This window comes from Pseudoalteromonas sp. S1650, from assembly GCF_005887195.1.
GTDB lineage: Bacteria > Pseudomonadota > Gammaproteobacteria > Enterobacterales > Alteromonadaceae > Pseudoalteromonas > Pseudoalteromonas simplex.
Window position 1 is genome coordinate 22,598 of sequence record NZ_PNDF01000028.1, and the last position, 19,476, is coordinate 42,073.

At 39.9% G+C, this 19,476-nt stretch carries 12 protein-coding genes; 2 read left to right on the forward strand and 10 right to left on the reverse strand.

The features are described 5' to 3' along the window. Window positions 1-58: 58 nt before the first annotated feature. From CWB80_RS10235 to CWB80_RS10280, 10 genes are all read right to left on the reverse strand, one after another. Window positions 59-1,138 (reverse strand): ABC transporter substrate-binding protein, encoded by a 1,080-nt coding sequence (locus CWB80_RS10235; RefSeq protein WP_249362563.1) that lies wholly within the window; start codon window positions 1,136-1,138, stop codon window positions 59-61. Window positions 1,139-1,188: 50 nt separating this feature from the next. After that, a complete protein-coding gene (locus tag CWB80_RS10240; protein WP_138599469.1) occupies window positions 1,189-2,271 on the reverse strand; it encodes a DUF418 domain-containing protein in 1,083 nt (360 codons plus the stop codon). A gap of 7 nt (window positions 2,272-2,278) precedes the next feature. Beyond that, the gene (locus CWB80_RS10245; protein WP_054551975.1) at window positions 2,279-3,493 is read right to left on the reverse strand and encodes an EAL and HDOD domain-containing protein; all 1,215 of its coding nucleotides are present in this window, start codon (window positions 3,491-3,493) and stop codon (window positions 2,279-2,281) included. A gap of 91 nt (window positions 3,494-3,584) precedes the next feature. Next, window positions 3,585-5,123 (reverse strand): glycogen synthase, encoded by a 1,539-nt coding sequence (locus CWB80_RS10250; protein WP_138599468.1) that lies wholly within the window; start codon window positions 5,121-5,123, stop codon window positions 3,585-3,587. Window positions 5,124-5,246: 123 nt separating this feature from the next. Then, window positions 5,247-6,545, reverse strand: a complete 1,299-nt coding sequence (gene glgC / locus CWB80_RS10255) for a glucose-1-phosphate adenylyltransferase (protein WP_054551973.1) — start codon at window positions 6,543-6,545, stop codon at window positions 5,247-5,249. An 18-nt stretch (window positions 6,546-6,563) separates the two neighbouring features. Next, on the reverse strand, window positions 6,564-9,086 hold the full coding sequence (locus tag CWB80_RS10260) for a glycogen/starch/alpha-glucan phosphorylase (RefSeq protein ID WP_054551972.1): 2,523 nt from the start codon (window positions 9,084-9,086) through the stop codon (window positions 6,564-6,566). After that, entirely contained in the window at window positions 9,079-11,136 is a 2,058-nt protein-coding gene (glgX, locus tag CWB80_RS10265) for a glycogen debranching protein GlgX (protein WP_138599467.1), read from the reverse strand. The genes CWB80_RS10260 and glgX overlap by 8 nt, the downstream gene beginning before the upstream one ends. Beyond that, window positions 11,126-13,363 (reverse strand): 1,4-alpha-glucan branching protein GlgB, encoded by a 2,238-nt coding sequence (gene glgB / locus CWB80_RS10270; RefSeq protein ID WP_138599466.1) that lies wholly within the window; start codon window positions 13,361-13,363, stop codon window positions 11,126-11,128. Before glgB ends, glgX begins: the two co-directional genes overlap by 11 nt. Further along, window positions 13,363-15,339, reverse strand: a complete 1,977-nt coding sequence (malQ, locus tag CWB80_RS10275) for a 4-alpha-glucanotransferase (RefSeq protein ID WP_138599465.1) — start codon at window positions 15,337-15,339, stop codon at window positions 13,363-13,365. The genes glgB and malQ overlap by 1 nt, the downstream gene beginning before the upstream one ends. 8 nt (window positions 15,340-15,347) lie before the next feature. Then, on the reverse strand, window positions 15,348-15,647 hold the full coding sequence (locus CWB80_RS10280; RefSeq protein WP_054551968.1) for an isoamylase early set domain-containing protein: 300 nt from the start codon (window positions 15,645-15,647) through the stop codon (window positions 15,348-15,350). Window positions 15,648-16,586: 939 nt separating this feature from the next. Here CWB80_RS10280 and CWB80_RS10285 point away from each other — a divergent pair. Beyond that, window positions 16,587-18,500: a putative bifunctional diguanylate cyclase/phosphodiesterase gene (locus tag CWB80_RS10285; RefSeq protein ID WP_138599464.1), complete on the forward strand. Its 1,914-nt coding sequence runs from the start codon at window positions 16,587-16,589 to the stop codon at window positions 18,498-18,500. Window positions 18,501-18,548: 48 nt separating this feature from the next. Next, the gene (locus tag CWB80_RS10290; RefSeq protein ID WP_054554519.1) at window positions 18,549-19,475 is read left to right on the forward strand and encodes a hypothetical protein; all 927 of its coding nucleotides are present in this window, start codon (window positions 18,549-18,551) and stop codon (window positions 19,473-19,475) included. Window position 19,476 lies beyond the last annotated feature (1 nt).

The window sequence follows — 19,476 nt, forward strand, 5'->3', positions numbered from 1 at the left end:
AGTTTATACCAGAAGCCTTTACCAAGCTAGGTAGAATCTAGGCTCTTTGACTACACTTTTAGTATTGCGCTGCGTTTTTGGGCTTTTCGCTCAATAAACTATGTAGCGTATCAAAATCGAAGGCGTACTCAGTGCTTTTACTGTTTTGCAGTAAGAAGGCTTCAAAAGGGATAACCGACCAATCTTTGATGTTTCTTAGCCAGCGGTAACTTTGAATATTGTGCTTTGTGATCACACCAAGCTTAAACTTAATCGCATCGTGATTCTGCCAATAAGGGTTGCCATTATGATGATCGACCACGCTAATTAGTGCCCACGCTCCCATCATAAAATGCCCGCCAACACTGGCCGTGAGTTTTTGTTGTTCAATTAAGTCTAAATTATCATCAAGCCAGTCTATGCCACCTATGAAATAGGCTTTATCTGTTTTACCTTTCACAGCTTCTAGGGCGCCTTGCGCCATTAAATCAGACGCACACCAAATCACATTGCTATCAGGGTGTCGTTGCAATAATCGGCTTACTTTATTCGCAGCCTCCTGCTTACTCCAATTTGCATAGACAACTTGCTCAAGCTCAACATCTTGTTTACGTAAATAATGAACGAGGCCATCACTGCGGGTGTCAGATTCAGTACCATAATGGCCATTAATAGCAACAAAATGAGGCGTTTGCTTTGTATTTATTGCCTCATCAAGTAAGGCTTTGCCAAGTTGCTCACCGGCTTTGAAGTTATCGTGAAATACTTCACCTAACCAATACTTAAAGCGCTGACGGGGTTTACCGACTTCGTCTCGCTCTACGCCAACAATCGTTTCTTCAAGGGTGATAAATTTAATTTTGTGCTGCTCAAGCAAGGTCATTGACTGCTCTGCACCACCTGGGTAATTAATTAAAATTGCGTAGTCGGGTTTAGCGTTATATTGAAGGTATTGTTTCAGCTCAGCTAATTGAATGTGACGATTTCCACCGCCATAAATTGTTGTAAGGGCGACATTATTTTGCTTGGCAGCAACCTGCATCACATTAGTCACTCTTTGCCAAAATAAATCACTTTTAACTGAGGGGTTAACTAACAGCACAGAGAATTGCTCGCCAGCATATAGCGGTGAATAGCTAAGCAAGGTTAGAACAAACAAGCAAATCCGCATTACCGCCTCACTCTATTATAATTATTGTATACGAGGAATTAATTAGATAATTTTCGCCAAATTAACTCGCACGGACCGTGTTTAAAATACATACTATACACTTTACAAAAAAACAATTGAAAAACAAGCATAACAGCAATAACTAACCAATAATCTATTCTATCAAAGCTAAGCGCAGCAGTAGGAAATACAACTTTAAAAAACAATATAAATATGACTGTTTGCATCAAATATAACGTCAATGACATACGCCCTGCTTGCTGTAGCAGCAACCAGTTATTAGGGATATTCTTAACTACTTTCACAATAATGTGGCAATAAAAAATAGCCATGGATAAAGCAGCCAACCAATTAATTGGTTCTACAATCGCGTACATAAAGACACTCTGGTTTGGATCGATTATTAATCTCAGGGCCGTTAAACTTATCGCAGCTGGAACAATCAACTTGAACTGGGAGTTTGTTAAACCATGAATGAATACGCCTTTCTTATATAAATAGACACCCATCAGCATTAACCCTGCGGCCATCCACACAGTGATAAGGGGTACAGCAATAAGCATTATGATAAATATCAAAAAGTTACTGACGAATCCTGCGAAGTAAGAAGAATACGCTGCATCATACGCCATTAAAAAGCTCTCAGAGCTTCTCGTTACAGGGTTAAAATCTGGCTCTACAAAGGTAAGTAAGAATGAAATAAAGGCGCCGAGAAGTAAAAACAACAGACCCATACGCAAGTTTTTTTCTTCATCTTGCTGACTAAATTTAAGCGTTAACCAGCCTGCACAAGCATAAATAAACAAAATATCACCAGCCCATAATAAAAAACCATGGGCAAGGCCTATAAATGCCAAAACTTTTAGCCGTTTATGTTGTTTTTCAACATTTTGCCAAAGCTGCCATTGAATAACTAAAGATGCTCCGAATAACAAGCAAAAAAGGCTTCTAAAACGCCCATCAATAAACACGGTATTAATAGTGAAAATTAGCGAGTCTGAAAAGGGTGGCGTAGCACTTGGGGTATAGTCATACTCAAACACAGCAAAGGTGTAGATGTTCATAAACATCAAGCCGAGTACCGCAATACCCCGTAACACATCCATATTTATATTGCGCATAAATCCCTTATAGGTTTTGCCTGCAGCTATCACTCCAATTTACTGCATTTTCGTATATCTTGGGAAGATCTGCGCTTTCAATACTTAGATAGGCAACAGCCTGTTCAAGCGCCCACCAGCTACCAGTTTCGTACGCTTTAACCGTTTCAAGTATGTAATAGAGGATATTTTTTTCTTGCATGAGAGCAGCATGAATTTCGTCAGGAAACGGCAATCTATCCAATAACTTTTCCATAGGTTGATCTAATATGGCATCAAGTAATGAAAATAGCCCTGTTAAAAATGCTTCACCAGTTTGCTGTTTAGCAACACGCTGAGCGATTAATTCACAAAAACGGGCTCTTACAACACAAAGCCGAGTCAACTCGGCTGGTTTTGACTGGGCACTGTGGGCAGTAATAATTAGGCTAACAAACTTTTTAAGTCGTTCATGACCTAGATAAACAAGCGCTTGTTTTAATGAGCCAATTTTACTCTTTATAGGAAAAACACCGCTATTTATTAAACGTAACAGTTTATAAGCAAGTGCAGTATCTAAAGAAAACAAACCAGCGATTTCACTGATATCTGGATCTGGGCGCATGACTTGTGCATAAATCGATAATACCAGCGCATAATTGTAATCAATATCACGATGCTGAATCATCTTCGGTTTAGCAAAAAAATAACCCTGAAAAAAATCAAAGCCCATTTTATGCGCTTTTTCGTAATCATCAGCTGTTTCGAGTTTTTCAGCTAATAGCTTTATCTTTTGATACTTTTTTAGTTTATGAACAATCGGGGCCAATTCTTCAAAAGGGGTTTGCTGAACATCAAACTTTATTAAACGAATAAGTTTTAAAAAACGGTCCCATTCGGGTTGGTAAACAAAATCATCCAACGCTAATTTATAGTTGTTATGAAATAACTCACGGCAATATTCGTAATTTTCGTCCGTTGGCTCAATGGTTTCAAGTAACTCAATCACGACATCATTTGTTGGCAAAAATGCGCAAAGGTCCAGCTTCAAAGACTCTGGACCAATATTAATCAATGCTTTTTTACCCGACGTTATATGACGAGTACCTAAATTGAGCTGGTTTTCCATAATTAGGCGAGCCGTTGCCGTGCTCTCTGACACATCAGGAAAACTATTTTGTAAACTATCTCTAAATAGTAGCTCATAGGCGACAACTTGTTGACGACGATTAAAGACCGCTTGCCTAGCAACAAATACAGCCACTTTACCTACTTTTCTTATTTTATATCACACTAAGTAATTAATAGCTGAAATTGGTAAAAAAGTCACCTAATTACCATGAATCACTTACTTTTTATTGATATAAGCCAGATAAATAGCCTTCTGCAACGGATTGCCACGTAAAACGGGCATTTCGAGCCTGTTCACATATTGAGCACCATTTTTCTGGTTGCGATTTTTTAAGCTCAAGCGCATCACTAAAACTAGTAACAAGTTCGTAGCTTTGTGATGCCAAACTCTCGCCTTGGAAACTAAAACCACTCACATGATGTTCTACTGTATCACGTAAACCACCTACACCATGTACTAAGCACGGCTGTCCTGCTCGCATTGCTAACATCTGGCTAATACCGCACGGCTCAAATGAACTTGGCATTAAAAATAAATCGCCTAAGTGGTACATGTATTCACCAACATAATGCGCATAACCTTTTAAAAATAGCAGGTTATCTTGACGTGCCATAACTGATGTCATGATGTGCTCAAGTTCAGTATCCCCTGAGCCTAAAATAACCATGTAGCCGTTATGTTGTTTTAAACGCTGACATAACTCATCTAACACAAGCCCTTTATCATAAGGCTGACGAAGTAACAGTGCTTTTTGGTCCGTTAAACGACCCACACTGGTTACTAATGGCCCTGAAAACGGCCGTGTTTTAAATTGAAGTAATCGTTGATGCGCTATGTAATAGCTTGAATCTAATACTGGGCTTTTTGCCATCCATTGAAATAACGCATTTTCGGCATGTTGATAAAGACTCGCTAAGCTGATGTTTTCAAGCTTCATTCCTGGGTACTCGCAACCATTAAGAATGCCCACTACACGCCCTTGTTCATAGGCAGCCTGCAAGTCAGCTTCAAGTCCCTCACCACCAAAAAAGCCTTTTTCAGCATCACTTGGACGCAGTACTTCTTGGCAATAAGTTGGCGAAACAAGGTGTACTTTATCAACCAGGTTAATAGCAGTACGCATTGGGTTAAAGCAATCAAAATAGCGCGGATCGCATAACCTTTCGCCGTTATAACCTAAACTTGGGAACCAGGCTTCTAGGCTTGAGCTATCACCTTTGAAAGGACGTATACCTTGCAATGCAAGGTTATGTACTGTGTAAGCTAAAAATAAGTGCGCTAGTTTTCTATAGCGGCTATCTGATTTAAGTAATAGAGCAACACAAGCACTGTGCCAATCATGTAAGTGAACAACATCCGGCGTGCGAATAAGCCCTTGTAATAAGGCTTCGCAAACAGCAGCGTTAAAAAGAGCAAACTTACTTGCATCGGTTGCAAACGGACGGCCCGGTTCATCATTACAATAAACAGCGCCGTTATGGCGGCTAAATTCCCAATGAGAAATAAGCAGTTGCGTTATACCTTCTTCACTTTTAGCAAGCTTCCACACATCCAGTTTTTGCATTTGACCTGCAAAAGGCACGTGCACTACACCTATGTGATGCCGCTCTAAATACTCAAAGCCATAATCTGGGATCACCACATCAACACTAAGGCCTTTTTCTACTAACGCTTTAGGGCAATCTCTAACAACATCCGCTACACCACCGACTTTTGCATTCGGTAATGCATCATTCTCTGCAGCTACCATCAATACATGCATGCTTTGCAGTACTCCATAAAACTTTTATACCAATTGGCAATAATACTTAATTAAGCAAACTGGTATTATTCAAATATAAATAAAGGAGGGACATGCCCTCCCTTTTTGTCTTAGCGCGATTGCTTAAGCAAGGCGTTTATTATCTTGCTCTTGTTGCTCTAACTTCTTTGCAAGCTCATTCAACATATCACGAGTGACCAGCACAATCCCTTTTTTCGAGACTCTAAAGCCATTTTCTTTGTCGACTTTGTTATCGTAACCGATTTCAAGTCCTTCGGGGATCTCACAATTACGGTCAATAATAGCACGCCTAATCTTACAATTTCGGTTGATCTTAACACCTGGTAATATTACGGATTCTTCGATTTCACAGAATGAATGAACATATACATTTGAGAAAAGTAGTGACTTCTTAACTTTAGAACCAGAAATAATACAGCCACCTGATACTGTTGAATCAACAGCCATACCACGTCTGTCATCATCATCAAAAATGAATTTAGCAGGTGGTAACTGCTCTTGGTAAGTCCAAATTGGCCATTTTGGATCATAAAGGTCAAGCTGTGGCTGTGGCATTACCAGCTCCATGTTGGCTTCCCAGAATGAGTCAAGTGTACCCACATCGCGCCAGTATGGCTGACCATCATGTACATCTCTAAACGGGTATGCAAATACGTTATGCTCTTCGATGATAGCAGGGATAATATCGTGACCGAAATCTCGGCCAGAACCTTCAGTTTCTGCGTCTTTTTTCAATTGTTCAAATAAGAACTCAGTATTGAAAATATAGTTACCCATTGATGCTAAACAGGTCCCTGGCTTACCAGGCACAGAAGTAGGCTCAGCAGGTTTTTCATCAAAACGACGAACACGATTGCTTTCATCAACTGTCATTACACCAAATGTATCTGCCGCTTCTTCGCAAGGTACCTCAATACAACATACCGTCATATCAGCACCTGTCTCAACGTGTTTAGCCAACAAACCACCGTAGTCCATACAATAAACGTGGTCACCCGAGAGGATCATCACATACTTAGGCAGCTCATGGCGGATAATATCCATATTTTGGAATACCGCATCAGCTGTACCACAATACCAGTCATCTCCATTTCGCTGAGAGGCAGGAAGTATTTCAACTGATTCTCCCAATTCTTTTTTGAAATGGCCCCATGCACGATTTACGTGACGAATTAACGAGTGCGACTTATATTGAGTAGCAATACCAACTCGACGAATACCTGAATTTATACAGTTCGACAGTGGAAAGTCGATGATTCGGTGTTTACCACCAAAATAGACTGCTGGTTTAGCACGCCAGTCTGTTAATTCATGTAAACGTGAACCTCGCCCTCCTGCTAGGATGAGGGCATACGTTTCTCTTGTTAAACTACTTATATATCGGTTTGCATAACTTGGCATAACTCTCTCCGTCTTAAGCTAGCTGCTTTTCTTCTGTGTGTTTTGCTGTGCACTAGTATCCATTAATGGCTCCAAATGCCAGATGTCGTCACTGTATTGACTAATGGTCCTATCGCTCGAAAACATGCCACTGGCTGCAGTATTCAAAATACTCATTTTTGTCCAGTGAGCAGTATCTAAGTAGGCTTGTTCAACTTGCTCTTGCGCTTCTACAAAGCTGGCAAAATCATGAGCGACTAACCATGGATCGTGCGGGCTCTTAATCGCCGCAATAATGTCGTCAAATAAATTAGGCTCAAACAGGTTAAAATGACCGCTCTCAAGTAATTGCATTACTTTATAGAGGCTGTCAGTTTGGTGAATAATCTGCTCAGGATTATAGTGTGCTTTGATATCGTCAATTTGCTCTGCACGTGCACCAAATAAGAAGAAGTTATCAGCACCCACTGCATCACGAATTTCAATGTTAGCGCCATCTAACGTACCTATAGTCAAAGCACCGTTCATCATGAACTTCATGTTACCTGTGCCAGATGCTTCTTTACCTGCTGTAGAAATTTGCTCAGATAAATCAGTTGCTGGGCAAATAGTTTCCATGGCTGTTACGTTGTAGTTTGGTAAAAAAGCAACTCTTAAATACGGTTTAGCAAGCGGATCTTTATTGATCACTTCTGCTACGTTATTAATTAATTTAATAATTTTCTTCGCCATGTAGTAACCTGGTGCAGCTTTACCGCCCAGTAGCACGCAACGAGGAACAATGTTTGCTGTATCGCCTTGGCGAATACGATCGTAAAGGTGAATAACGTGCAGTACGTTTAATAGCTGACGCTTATATTCGTGAATACGTTTAACTTGCACGTCAAACATCATTTCTGCGTCAAACTGTACACCACAGCGGTTTTTTACTAATTCAACAAGGCGTTGCTTATTAGTGTGCTTTACAGCTTGCCATTGTTTATGGAATTTAGGGTCGTCATATAGACGGCGTAACTGGCTAATTTTGCTAAAGTCAGCAACCCATTCATCACCAATGTGTTGATTAAGCAGTTTTGCTAATTCAGGGTTACAATGTGCTAACCAACGACGCGGTGTTACACCATTGGTTTTATTATTGAATTTATCTGGCCATAGCTGATAAAACTCGTTAAATAAGCCGGCTTTAAGCAGCTCAGTGTGAAGTGCAGCCACACCATTAACCGAATAACTACCCACAATCGCTAAATATGCCATGCGAATTTGCGGCTCAGGGCCTTCTTCGATCAGTGACAGTGCACGCTGTTTTTCAACATCACCAGGCCAAGCTAACGCAACTTCGGCTAAGAAACGCGCATTGATTTCATAAATAATTTCTAAGATACGCGGTAGTAATCGGGCAAATAAAGATACTGACCACTTCTCTAATGCTTCAGGAAGTAAAGTGTGGTTTGTATAAGCCATGGTCTTAGTCGTGATAGACCACGCTTCTTGCCAATCTAGCTCATACTCATCAACCAAAATACGCATAAGCTCAGCAACAGCAATACTTGGGTGCGTATCGTTTAATTGAAAAACATGGTAATCAGCAAAGTCAGAGAAGTCTTCGCCATGTTTGCTAACCCAGGTATCAATGATGTCTTGTAAACTCGCCGATGATAAGAAGTATTGCTGACGTAAACGTAGCTCTTTACCGTTCTCGCTACTATCATTTGGGTAAAGTACCATTGTGATTTGTTCAGCTAAGTTTTTACGCGCTACAGCTTCTGAGTAACTACCCGCATTGAACTCGCTTAAATCAAATTCGTCAGTGGCTTCTGATTTCCATAAACGTAGGGTGTTTACAATATCGTTCTTGTAACCCGGAATCGGCACATCATAAGGGACAGCTAAGACATCATGAGAATCTAGCCATTGACGGTGTTCACGACCCTGTTTATCAGTATAGCTTTCAACATGACCGAAGAATTTTACGCGTTTTGATTGCTCAGGCGCACTCAGCTCCCACGGGTGCCCTTCACGTAACCAATTATCTGGTTGTTCAATTTGATGACCATTTTCAATAGCTTGATTAAACATGCCATATTCATAACGAATACCATAGCCAACCACTGGTAATGCAAGACTTGCACAGCTATCTAAAAAACATGCAGCTAAGCGCCCTAAGCCACCATTACCTAGACCTGCATCATGCTCAGCCTCCGCAACTTGCTCAAGTTCGGTGCAGTATTCTTGCAACGCCTTAGCTACTTGCTCATCTAAATCTAAGTTTAAAATCGCATTACCAAGGGCGCGGCCCATTAAAAATTCAAGTGACAAGTAAGCTGTTTTACGGCGTTTTTGTTCATGAATTTGCTGTTTTGTTACTCGGCAACGAGCAACTAATCGGTCACGAATAGTTAATGCTAATGCATGGTATAAATACAGTTGTGATTTACCTACTTTGTCACGTCCAAGGGTGTAATAAAAATGGCGTGATAAATCATCGTCTAAGGTACTTTCATCAACTGTAGGCGCATCCTGCCAGCCCTTAACAACACATACTTGATCGGCATTTTTAGCCATGATTAAGATCCTCTGAATTGGCGGTAAAAACCCAGCTGCTCATTGCAGCAATCTCGTGTTCCTTGTCAACAAACTGAGTTGACATTGGATGAATGCTGGTCAGCGCTAACTGCCATTTTCCTTTATCTAAGTTAGGAAGTTGGCAAGTTACAGGCTCTGATCCTGCATTTAATATGATCAATAAAGCTTGATTTGTGTGCTTGTCAGTCAGGCTGTATATCAGCACCTGGCGATCGCCTTGATGCCAATCGTCTTGTTGCATATTGGTGCCTGATTCAGTGAACCACGCGACGTCATAACGCGGGTCATTGTCGTGAACAAAAAAGCGGTGTTTAAAAATGCTGAACTGCTTACGAATGCGCAAAACATCGTCAATAAAACGTGTAAGAGGATGACTAAATTGTGAGTCTTTCCATGCAAGCCAACTTGTGCGATTGTTTTGACAATAGGCGTTATTGTTACCACCTTGTGAGTGTGCCATTTCGCTTCCTAATGAAAGCATAGGCACGCCTTTAGAAAGCAACAAAGTTAACAGCATATTTTTTTGTTGCTGTAAGCGTAATTTGCTCACTTGTGGGTCATTGGTAAACCCTTCAACGCCACAATTGAATGAGTGATTGTCACTGTGTCCATCACGATTTTGCTCGCCATTGGCTTCGTTATGTTTATTCTCGTAACTAACTAAATCAGCAAGCGTAAAGCCATCATGACTAGTGATAAAATTGATACTGTTAAGTGGCCCACGTAGGTTATGCTCAAACAAGTCAAACGAACCATGTAAACGTTTTGCAAGCTCACCAATTACGCCCTGTTCTTGTTTCCAAAAGCGTCTTATCGTATCGCGATATTTATCATTCCATTCACGCCACGGTGCCGGAAAAGCCCCTAATTGGTAACCTCCTGGGCCTATATCCCAAGGCTCTGCAATGAGTTTAACTTGGCTTAATACTGGGTCTTGATTAATCGCTTGGAAAAACGCATGCGCCTGATTAAAACCATTCGGGTTACGCGCTAAAATGGTTGCTAAGTCAAAACGAAAACCATCGACCCCCATCACTTCAACCCAATAACGCAAGCTATCAAGTACCAGCTGTAAAGAACGAGGCGAATCAATATTTACCGTGTTACCACAGCCGGTATCATTAATATAATGCTGCGGTTTATCAGCAACAGTGCGGTAATAACCTAAATTGTCTAAGCCACGTAGTGATAAAATAGGCCCATCTGTGCCCGCCTCAGCTGTGTGGTTATAAACCACGTCGAGTATTACTTCTATGTCCGCTTTGTGAAGCGCTGCCACCATTTCTTGAAACTCACTAATATCATCATTAACGAGATACTCTTTATGCGGCGTAAAGAAGTTAAGCGTGTTGTAGCCCCAGTAATTTTGTAAACCTTTAGCGGTTAGAAACTGCTCGCTGATAAATGCATGAATAGGTAATAATTCTAGGCAAGTCACCCCAATAGTGCGTAAATGCTCAATAAAGCTAGGATGGCTTAAACCTAAAAACTTACCTTGTAACGATTTTGGGATCTCAGGATGACGACAGGTTGCACCAACTACATGACATTCGTAAATAACCGTTTTACCCCAGCTGTGATTCGGCTTTTTACCTGTGTAAGGTGCCAACTCACGAACTCGAGATTTTGGCATATCAATAGCATTGTTAACCTGGCTTAACTTTCCTACAGGCATTTGCCCATAGTGACGTTCACTCCACGTAAACTCGCCATATAAATCACGCGCATAAGGGTCTAACAGCAATTTGTGATTATTAAAAAATAGTCCTTTTTCGGGTGCGTACTCACCATCAGCGCGAAAGCCATACAAGGCGCCACTTTTCAGAGGGCTCACTTTTAGTGTCCAGATACCGCCTTCGTTCATATGCATCGCTAGGGTGAGAATTTCTGAATGACCACTGCTATCAAATAAGCACAGAGACATATGTTGTGCTTGTGGTGCGTACACAGCAAAGTTTACGCCCTCACCAACAACAGATGCCCCTAAAGGCGAGCTCACCCCAACTTCGAGTTCAACACTATGACTCATCGCTCACCTTCTTAAGGTAAATTGTCGCAAGACCAGGCAAAGACACACTGATGCTTTGATTAAAGCCATGGCTTTCAATCGCTTGGCTTACGATGATTTGCTCTGCGTGACTAGTTGCATCAACGCCAGAACCAAAATAGTCTGCTTTATCTGTGTTCAAAATAACTTGATAAGTACCAGCTTTTGGCACACCTATCACGTAGTCGTGATACACCTGTGGCGTTAAATTACATATCACAACCACAAAATCTTCTGCTTTCTTTGCATAGCGAATAAAGCTAAACATACTTTGCTCAGCATTGTTGCTGTCGAGCCAAGCAAAACCTGCTGGGCTGGTATCTTGCTCGTATAAAGCTGGCGTACTAGTGTAAACAGCATTTAAATCTTTAATCGTTTGCTGCATGCCACTGTGGCTAATATGCTCAAGTAAATGCCAATCAAGCGATTGGTCATGATTCCACTCTTTACGCTGGGCGATTTCAGCACCCATAAACAATAATTTTTTACCTGGATGCGCCCACATAAAGGCATAATATGCACGTAAGTTTGCAAACTTTTGCCAGTCGTCCCCTGGCATTTTTTCAATTAATGAGCCTTTACCATGCACCACTTCATCATGGCTAAGCGGTAAAATATAGTTCTCGCTGTAGGCGTAAACCATCGAAAAGGTCATTTCGTGGTGGTGATGTGAACGGTAAAGGGAATCGCGCTGCATATAATGCAAACTGTCATTCATCCACCCCATATTCCACTTATAACCAAAACCTAAACCATCATGGTCAACTTGGCGCGTAACACCCGGCCACGCAGTTGACTCTTCAGCCACCATCATAATGCCCAGATTTTTTGCATAGCAGCGCATATTGACTTGTTTTAAGCACTCAATAGCGCCTAAGTTTTCTCTGCCGCCGTATTGATTTGCAACCCATTGCCCTTCTTCACGGCTGTAGTCTAAATAAAGCATTGAGGCAACCGCATCCACACGTAAGCCATCAATACCAAATTCATGTAGCCAGTACATTGCATTCGCAATCAGAAAGCTACGAACCTCTGCGCGGTCATAATTGTAGATATAGGTATTCCAATCAGGGTGAAAACCTTGTCTCACATCAGCGTGTTCGTATAGATGGGTGCCATCAAAACGATGTAAACCATGAGGATCACTTGGGAAATGACCAGGTACCCAGTCAAGAATAAGGCCAATATCGGCTTCGTGACATTGCTCGACGAAGTAAACAAAATCTTCAAAGCTGCCATAGCGACTGGTCGGGGCAAATAATCCAACGGGTTGATAACCCCAAGAACCATCAAATGGGTACTCGCTGATTGGCATTAATTGTAGATGCGTAAAGCCAAGCTCTTTAGTGTAAGGAATAAGATTATCAGCAAGTTCACGCCATGTGAGATAGCGCTTGCCGTCATCTCGTCTTTGCCAAGAACCCGCATGCACTTCATAAATACTAACAGGCGCATCAACACTGTTTCGTTTTGCACGATTTGCTAACGCCCTTTCAGAAAGCTGAATACCTGTTTTTAGCTTTTGTAGCACTGACGCTGTACCCGGTGCTTGTTGCATCTTAAACGCAAATGGATCAGCTTTATCAAGCACTTCTCCTGTTAGAGTGGTAATAGCAAATTTATAGCATTGATGCTCTTTAAGCCCAGGAATAAATAACTCCCATACCCCACTGGCAGGATGAAAACGCATAAAATGACGATTACGCTGCCAATAGTTAAATTCACCAATAACCGATACACTACTGGCATTCGGCGCCCACACTGTAAAGCGAACACCATCAACCCCTTGTTGAGTCACAAAATGTGCACCAAAATGTTGATACGCATGCTCTAAACTGCCTTCATTAAACAGATACATTGCCTGTTCATCTAAGCTGCTTTCAAAGCTGTACTCATCATATTGTTGATGAGTAAATTCATTGCTATAGCTAACATCCAGCTGGTAGTCAGGTTTCGTTTTTGATTTGATATTTGCGACAAATAAATGACTATCACCTTGTTGCTGCGCAACGATTTTTTCTGTGCCAAGCAGAATCGAAACTTTGCTTGCGCCAGGCAAAAAGCAACGAATTTCATAGCTTGTAGGGCCACTTTTATGCGCCCCAAGAAAGCTGAAAGGATCTCTAAAACAACCACTGGCTAATGCATCGATTTGTTTTTGATAAATAACAGATTGTGCACTTTGCTCTTGACGAACACGACTTCGCATTATTGATTCCTTATCGAAATTAAATTGGCTAAGAATGACTGTTGCGCTTCGATAATCTGCGCAGCTGGACGCGACAATAAACGCCGCCAATTTGGGTACTCTTTATCAGTACCGGGGATATTTACAGGCAGTATTTGCTGATCTAAGTCATCTATTTGAATAGTAAATAGCTTTGCTGGTGCTGCCGCTAATGAGGATGCCAACGCTTCATAAACCGTAAAGGCATCTGTTTCTAACGATAAATGCTGGTGTGACTCTCGTGCGATAAAATTAAGCATACGATGCTTTTCAATGTTTCTCGCATCGAATTGAGCCCGAGTTTGCTCATCATCAAGCAAACCATATTGTTGTTTAATCGTAATATCGTGGCCAATCCACCAGCCTTTGAATGGTGGTACATCATGGTTGGCTATCATTAAAAGGCTATGAGGCGCAAAATGCTCAGCCGCTAAAAACTCGCCTTGACAATCTTTTTCAAAGTAGAACAACCCATTTGAATAGATTGCACTTGCTTTTAATGCTTCACGCACTTCATTAGGTACCACACCTAAATCTTCACCAATTACGACGCATTGATTAAGATGAGATTCAATTTTAAGCACTGCTAATAACTGTTCAAACGGATAATAAACATAACAACCATCTTGCTGGGAATTATTCTCAAAACACCACCAAAGACGGCGAATTGCCATTACATGGTCAATTCTAAGACCACCCACATCTTCCATATTGGCGCGGATAAGTGAGCGATAAAAAGCAAAGTTGTCTTTACTTAACTTTTGTGGATTCAGTGCCGGCAAACCCCAATTCTGACCATGTTCAGCCCAAGGATCTGGCGGAGCTCCAACATGAGCATTTTCGGCAAATAGCTCATTTTGGCTCTTGAACTCACTGCCATCACCTGCACAGCCAACGGCTAAGTCATTAATAAGGCCAATTGCCATACCGCTATCACGGGCAGCTTGCTGGCAGATATTTAATTGAAGGTGAGCTTGCCATTGTAAATAGCTAGCATAATCACGGTCGCCAACCAACATGGTCGACAGGCTGTGTTTATGGGTTTCACAAAAACGAGCCAACTGCTGTTTTCGCTCTTCTGAAGCAAACTCACAAAATTGTTGATATAAACAGCTAAACACTTGATATTTAAAATCACTAACCGATGTATAATCAATGTAAGTCGCATCGGTTTGCGGTTTATTTGCCAATAATTTATCAAGTGCATTATTATTTTTGGCGTCTTCGCATAATGACACAGCAATATACAGCGGGTTCAATAACGCTCGGCTATTTGGACTATAAGGACTCGCCCTCTCAGGACTGTGTTCAAACAGTAAATGCAGCGGATTAAGCAACACATAATCCATATTGTTAGTCGCGGCTGCTTTAATAAGTTTTGTTAAATCAGCGAAATCACCAATTCCTAACCCCTCTTCATTGCATAAGCTATAAAGCTGAATGGATAAGCCCAAACGCTTTTTATCATCAATAGAAAAGCTTTCTTTAGGTGTAATCCATAGCTGACTGTGAGCTTGCTGATCTGCCACTGTAATGAGTGCATCATGGTAACCGATTGGCATTTCAGGAACTGGCAATGCAAGCTCAAGATAACGAATGCCGTTTAGGCCGTAATCACCCAATACAGCTAAACCTTGCAAGTTTTCACAAGTAAAATGAATATCAAGCGAAGGCACGCTTAGAGTACATGAGCGTGTTAATAAACGCTCATCAATGCGTACTTTCAAAATTGGATGGTGTGCCTCAATAATGCTTGTATGAGGCAACAAGTTCAGCCAAGTACCTGCATCTAATGCAAAATTAAGTTGGTTAATTGCATCAGTATCCTGAGTATCTACACCACAACAACTAAGTGCCTGCATGCGTGTACTTTCATCGAAAATAACATGCTCACCAGTGTATTTAGTATATTCATAGCCTATGCCATGCAGGTAATATAACTGAGATAGTGAGTGCATCAAAACACCTAAGCGCGCTGGGTATTAACAATGCTGTTATCAGTACCAAAACCGTTAGGAATATAACCATCAGCTTGGTGGTCGTTGTCCCATGTCTCGCCATTGATTAGATAACGGAAGTGAAACTCTTGATCAAGTGGTAAACGCTGCTTGCATTTGAAAACTTGCTCTTTTTTATTGAACTTCATTGGCACAGGCTGCCAATCTGTAAACTCCGCAACTAATTGCACATCTTCAGCATCAGGATGCTTAAATTCAAAAGTAACTTCGGTTTCGTCTTTAGTTTTAAAAAAACGTTTGCTTAGCATAGTGGGCTCCAATTCAACCAATTGGTAAATTAATCCTTGCCACAGTACCGCATTCAACGACTCTATAAGCGGAGGCTGTGCGTTCCAGGTTTCATAAACTTGATTACCAAATCATCAAGTTCATTAAGTAAATCAAACCTATATTTACGCATTATGACAGTGCAACTGTTTGTTTTTCGCACCAAGATAGTGCGTAAATTAAACAAAAATTACAACAATCATATTGCTGTATTATTACGAGCAATAACTGAACCAAGTTGATGATAAAATACACTTTAATTTCAGTATGTTTTATCTACTCTCGTAATGACTTATAAAAAGTAGATAACAAATTGGGTTGGGTAAAGTGAATTAAATTGAAGTGAACAATTAGAGCAAAAACACTAAAAAGACACTATTTCATTTCGTAAAAATATAAGCATATAATTTACAAAAATAAATTACATTGTTTCTGTAAGGTAAATTATATAAATCTATATGAGACATATATAAATCGTTATTCCTTCCAGAAAAAACCTACAAAACAAAGCAAAACCAACCGTTAATTTTTACTACCCAATTAACTTATTTAAAAACTACCCAAGCAGAAAGACAAAAACAATAAGTACAAAATCGTAAATTTAAAATTTAAAACTAGTTATCAAACCAACATCAGACCCAGCTTTAAAATAAAAATAAAAACCTTTTAAAAATTTAAAACCGGACGTTTTTCCAGTGAAGTAAATTTATTTTACATCGTAAACGCTAAGCGAATATTATTAGCTCACTACCACCCCACAAATAGAGCTTATACTCTAAACGATGTGAATTTTCACATTTTGTACCAATCTAAACACCATTATCAATAAAACGCTTTTGCTAACTTATCTGTAACAATATAATTACTGACATTATAAAGGTGAGCACAATTTATAAAAATGCACCAAAATGGTACTCTAGATGACAAATGCAATACGAACTTCATTCACGATTATTATTACTATAATTGCTTTCGCTTATGGGATGAGTATCTTATTAACAAAAAAAATTAATGATTTAAATTATATTGATAGCGGAATAGAGCTGTACTATTTAACTGGTGTAGAATCGCAGATAACAAAAACGGCTTGGTATAATATTTTATTAAGTGGGCAAAACATAATAAGAAAAGAGAATGAAACCTATATAGTAATAAACTCTGAGCAAGGGCTGACTGTCGCGGCACTTTCTTCAGATATAATATTATCTACACTGTTAGCTCCAATAAATATAATTATACTATTATTATTGATAATGGCTGTAAGCTGGATAGTAAATATAAAAGTACAAACTCGAAATGAGAGTTACACTCTAAAATTGCTTAATACTCAAGCATCTGATTTACTTAAAAGTCTCAACTTAGCTACCAGCTCTACAGCTAAACAACCGCATATTGAGCAACTCCGCGTCAACTATGACGCTCTTAGCAAGCATATCACTAACTACACTAAAGAGTCTGAAATAAGTATATTTCAAGATAAGCTCACTCACCTGCTTGACCGCCACGCATACATAGAGCATTTAGCCAAACAACTTAGAATCGCAGAGCGACAAAAATATCGTTGCGCATTACTTTTTATCGACTTAGATGGCTTTAAACAAGTAAATGATTCTTTTGGTCATAGTTTTGGAGATGAAATTCTAATGCAAGTCGCATCACGCTTAAGTAGCATAATGCGACACCATAAGTTATCTAACTTATCTCCGACGAGCCAACTAGATCAAAACTTAGCCCGACTAGGTGGTGATGAATTTTCGATATTTATTGACCTTAAAGAATGTAAAAATAGAGCCTTAGATGTAGCGCAAAATGTTTTACACGAAATAGAACGTGACTTCGTTTTAGGTAATAAACTAATAAAAATTAGTGCAAGTATAGGCATTGCGGTTTACCCAGATAGTGCAGCCACACCACAATCACTGTTACAGATGGCTGATGTTGCTATGTATAGAGCAAAAACCGATGGTCGAGGCATTTTTAAAGTCTATTCACCTGATATGGGCAAGAAAATTAGGCGATATCATTATTTACTTGACGAAATGCGTCTTGCAATTGCAAGCGAAAATTTTCATTTATCGTTTCAACCTATTGTTGATGTTGATGACTGCGCCATTGATTATTTTGAAGCGCTTGTTAGGTGGGAGCACCCAAAAGAAGGACTTATTTCTCCCGAGGAGTTTATTCCGATCGCAGAAGAGTCGAATATTATTCTAGAACTTGGAGACTGGATAATGCTCGAATCATGTAGGCAAATGTCGGCATGGTACAACGCAGGTATGAGAAAAGTTAAAATATCTGTAAATATCTCAGGAGTACAGTTAAAGCATTGCAATATCTATGATTGGGTTATGGATAAACTATCAAAAACAGGCCTCCCTGCCCACGCATTAATGCTTGAAATCACTGAATCTACTTTTATTGAAGCAAGCAATAAGATTATTCAAACACTCGAACAATTGCGTGCAGAAGGTATTACTATCGCAATTGATGACTTTGGGACTGGCTTTAGCTCGTTAAGTACGCTTGCAGATCTTCCAATTGATGTTATTAAATTAGATCGTCTATTCGTATCGCAAGCTAAAGATAACGCTAAATACCATAAAATAATGCACTCTGTGAGCGAGCTAGGTGCTAAGCTCGGTTTAAAAGTCGTGGCTGAAGGTGTTGAAGATGTAAAACAATTTGAATTGGTAAAATCTATGGGTATCAACAGTATTCAAGGTTATTTGATAAGTCACCCAGAGTCATCTTTAAATGTGGGGCACAAAGTTTTGCAAGATAACTTAAACTTTATATCAGCCACCGGCCGTGGTGTTTGGAATATACAAAAATAGCATAAACCGCTATAATCCCAGCTATTAATCTGTACTTTTACCCAGTTGATGTTAAAAAAAAGCCTATTAACCATTTTTTTAGTTTCCTTCGCGATCACTAGCCTACTCATTGGTTCATCTATTTACACTCTCTATAGTAAGAAAAGATTGTCTGTAGACCCCAAAGTCAAAGAAATCTCAGGGATTGAATTTGATAAATTTAATCGACTTTGGGCCATAAACGACAGTGGCGATCAACCCAAGTTGTACCGCCTTAATCAAGATGGGTCTATTGCAAAAGAAATCTTGGTAACCAATGCTAAAAACATTGATTGGGAAGATATGACGCAAAATAAATTTGGTCATTTCTTTTTGGGTGATTTTGGCAATAACAAAAACGACCGAAAATGGTTAACCATTTATAAAATCGAAAATCCAATCGATATTAAAGGCGAAACCACTGAAGCAGAGATTATCAAGTTTACATACCCCGAAATGGATGGTCGCCCCATCCAACCTGATCAGCGAAATTTTGATTTAGAAGCCTTTGTAGCCTTAGGGCGACATTTGTATCTATTTACCAAAAATCGAACTGAGCCATTTGATGGCATTACTAAAGTTTACAAAGTTGGCGATCATGCAGCTAATTTTGATGCTGAATTAATTGATTCGTTCAAAACTTGCACCACCATGGAAAAGCTTTGTTGGATCACTTCCGCGGCGCTTAGCCCAGATAGAACTAAGTTGGTTCTACTTGATTCCACCAGTATTTGGTTATTTGAGAACTTTCGGGGTGATAAGTTTTTTTCTGGTGATGTATCACGTATTGACTTAGGCATTGTTACGCAAAAAGAAGCCATCACTTTTTACGATGACAACACGATTGTTTTTACAGACGAAGAGTTTAAAGGCATTGGTGGTAATGCCTATGTTATAAAGCTTGATGAAGTCGAAAAGAAGGTCATCCGCAAAGCGCCTCAAGCTGATACAAATTAAG

Excerpts from the sequence above, each read along its gene's own strand:
- CWB80_RS10260 (WP_054551972.1), bottom strand. The coding sequence starts at position 9,086 with ATGGCTAAAAATGCCGATCAAGTATGTGTTGTTAAGGGCTGGCAGGAT.
- CWB80_RS10290 (WP_054554519.1), top strand. The coding sequence starts at position 18,549 with ATGTTAAAAAAAAGCCTATTAACCATTTTTTTAGTTTCCTTCGCGATC.
- CWB80_RS10280 (WP_054551968.1), bottom strand. The coding sequence starts at position 15,647 with ATGCTAAGCAAACGTTTTTTTAAAACTAAAGACGAAACCGAAGTTACT.
- glgC (WP_054551973.1), bottom strand. The coding sequence starts at position 6,545 with ATGCCAAGTTATGCAAACCGATATATAAGTAGTTTAACAAGAGAAACG.
- CWB80_RS10240 (WP_138599469.1), bottom strand. The coding sequence starts at position 2,271 with ATGCGCAATATAAATATGGATGTGTTACGGGGTATTGCGGTACTCGGC.
- CWB80_RS10250 (WP_138599468.1), bottom strand. The coding sequence starts at position 5,123 with ATGCATGTATTGATGGTAGCTGCAGAGAATGATGCATTACCGAATGCA.
- glgB (WP_138599466.1), bottom strand. The coding sequence starts at position 13,363 with ATGCGAAGTCGTGTTCGTCAAGAGCAAAGTGCACAATCTGTTATTTAT.
- CWB80_RS10285 (WP_138599464.1), top strand. The coding sequence starts at position 16,587 with ATGACAAATGCAATACGAACTTCATTCACGATTATTATTACTATAATT.
- malQ (WP_138599465.1), bottom strand. The coding sequence starts at position 15,339 with ATGCACTCACTATCTCAGTTATATTACCTGCATGGCATAGGCTATGAA.
- glgX (WP_138599467.1), bottom strand. The coding sequence starts at position 11,136 with ATGAGTCATAGTGTTGAACTCGAAGTTGGGGTGAGCTCGCCTTTAGGG.